Genomic DNA, 2,147 nt, shown 5'->3' with positions numbered 1-2,147 from the left:
CTCGTAGCGGAGCTACTAGGGCTTTCGCCCGGTGCGGCGAGAGTGCGTGCCGGGCGTCGCGACGCCGCGGAGATCCATCAGAAGCCCCCTAGTCCGCGACGGACGGGGACCGATGCGGAACGGATCCCGAGCGTGCGGCATCCGGGTGCTCACGGGTGCGCGTCCGGCACGGGCAGCACGGGGAAGGCCCGGATCATTCCTACGTTGATCGTATGACGATCGGATTCTCTTCCCGGGTCGCTGTGACGGCCTGCGCGTTCTGTGTGGCGGGCGCCCTCGCCCTCGGTCCGGCCGCTGCCGTGGCCCCGGCCGGCGCCGACCCCGGAGCACCCGGAGCACCCGGCGGAACCGGCGGGCCGCAGACGGCCGAGCCACGGGTGACCGTGCCGCGGCCGTCGCTGCTGTACCGCTCCGGCACACTGGTCCGGTCCCACCGGAACGCCCCCGACGTCCCGGACGTCTCCGCGCTGTCCTGGCTGGTGGCCGACGCGCAGACCGGCGAGGTGCTCGCCGCGTCCAACGCGCACCGCAGGCTGCCCCCGGCCAGCACTCTGAAGACCCTGTTCGCCCTCACGGTGCTGCCGGTCCTGCCCGCCGGGATCCGGCACACGGTGAGCGAGGAGGAACTGCTGGGCATCGGTCCCGGCAGCAGCCTCGTCGGGGTCGCCGAAGGGCGCACGTACGAGGTCGCCGACCTGTGGCGCGGGGTGTTCCTCAACTCCGGCAACGACGCCGTGCACGTCCTGGCGGCGCTCAGCGGCGGCTGGGACGCCGCGGCCGCCCGGATGCAGGCCGAGGCCCGGTCCCTGGGCGCCCTGGACACCCATGTGCTGTCCCCGGACGGGTACGACGCCCCGGGCCAGGTGTCGTCGGCCTACGACCTCGCGGTGTTCGGGCGGGCGGGGCTGCGCAACCCGGACTTCGCGCGGTACTGCGCCACCGTGGAGTCCTGGTTCCCGGGCGACGGGCGCGGGTCGTACGAGATCGCGAACACCAACCGGCTGCTGACCGGGGCGGACGGCGTCGAGCCGTACCCGGGGTTGATCGGGATCAAGAACGGCTACACCAGCAACGCCGGCAACACCCTGGTCGCCGCCGCCCGGCGGGACGGGCGCACCCTCGTCGTGACGGTGATGAACCCTCAGGCGGGCGGCGGCCACGCCGTCTACGAGGAGGCGCGCGACCTGCTGGACTGGGGGTTCGAGGCCGCCGGGCGGGTCGATCCGGTGGGCTCGCTGGACGCGCTGCGGGCCCGCCCGCGCCCGCGTCCCCAGCCAGGACCGGAAACGGCCGCGGAGCCGGCCGCGGAGCCCGGTGCTAGCTCCGCGGCGGTGCCCGCCAAGGCCGCCGCGGTCTCCGTCGCAGGCGCTCCCGACTGGTCGGCGGGGGCGCTCATCGCGGGCGCCGCCGCACTGGGCGGGGCCTTCATGGCGCTGGTGCTGCGGCTCGTCGTCCGCCGGCCCTCGGGAAGCTGACCGACCGGCAGCCACACCAGCAGGCCCAGCGTGATCCAGGTGTAGACGTTGCTGCCGAGGAAGCCGTCGACGCCCGACGCGTCGTCGAACCACAGCCACACCACGCTGGTGCACAGCACCGCGTACAGGGCGCCCGCGCCCCGTGGGCGCCCCGCGCGGATCAGCACGCCGAACGACGGCAGCAGCCAGACCAGGTGGTGCACCCAGGTGACCGGGCTGACCAGGCAGGCGGTGAGGCCGGTGAGGGCGAAGGCGGTGAGCCACTCCCCCGCGGCCGCGGCCCGCCGGGCCCGCCACGCCCACCAGCACAGCACCACCAGGACCAGCACCGCCCAGACGGCCCGGCTCTCCACGCCCAGCCGGGCCAGGACGCCCTGGAGCGACTGGTTCGAGACGTAGTCGAGCCGGCCCACCCGGTTCGTGTCCCACATGGCCTGCGTCCAGTAGAAGCGCGAGGCGTCCGGGGCGACCACCGCCGCGAGCCCGGTGGCCGCGGCCGCCACGGCCGTGGCCACGGCGGCCGCGCGCCGACGGCCGGTGATCAGCAGCAGGCCGATGAAGAGCGCGGGCGTGAGCTTGATCGCCGCGGCCAGGCCGATGCCGATCCCGGCACAGCGGGTCCGGCCGGTCGCCACTGCCGCGGCAGGCAACGTTCGCCCAGCCGGCACGGCG

1 protein-coding gene and 1 pseudogene are annotated in these 2,147 nt (G+C 75.1%); one reads left to right on the top strand and one right to left on the bottom strand.

The annotated features are described in order from the left end of the window. Nucleotides 1-212: 212 nt before the first annotated feature. Nucleotides 213-1,130 (top strand): annotated as a pseudogene (locus AB0J04_RS45910) (serine hydrolase); the annotation flags it as partial. A gap of 35 nt (nt 1,131-1,165) precedes the next feature. Here AB0J04_RS45910 and AB0J04_RS45905 read toward each other — a convergent pair. Beyond that, nucleotides 1,166-2,147, bottom strand: a 982-nt coding sequence (locus AB0J04_RS45905; RefSeq protein ID WP_363174689.1) for a glycosyltransferase 87 family protein, incomplete at its 5' end; no start/stop codon positions are given.

It is taken from the genome of Streptomyces sp. NPDC050263, assembly GCF_040655955.1.
GTDB lineage: Bacteria > Actinomycetota > Actinomycetes > Streptomycetales > Streptomycetaceae > Streptomyces.
This window is presented reverse-complemented; position numbering and strand designations above follow the sequence as displayed.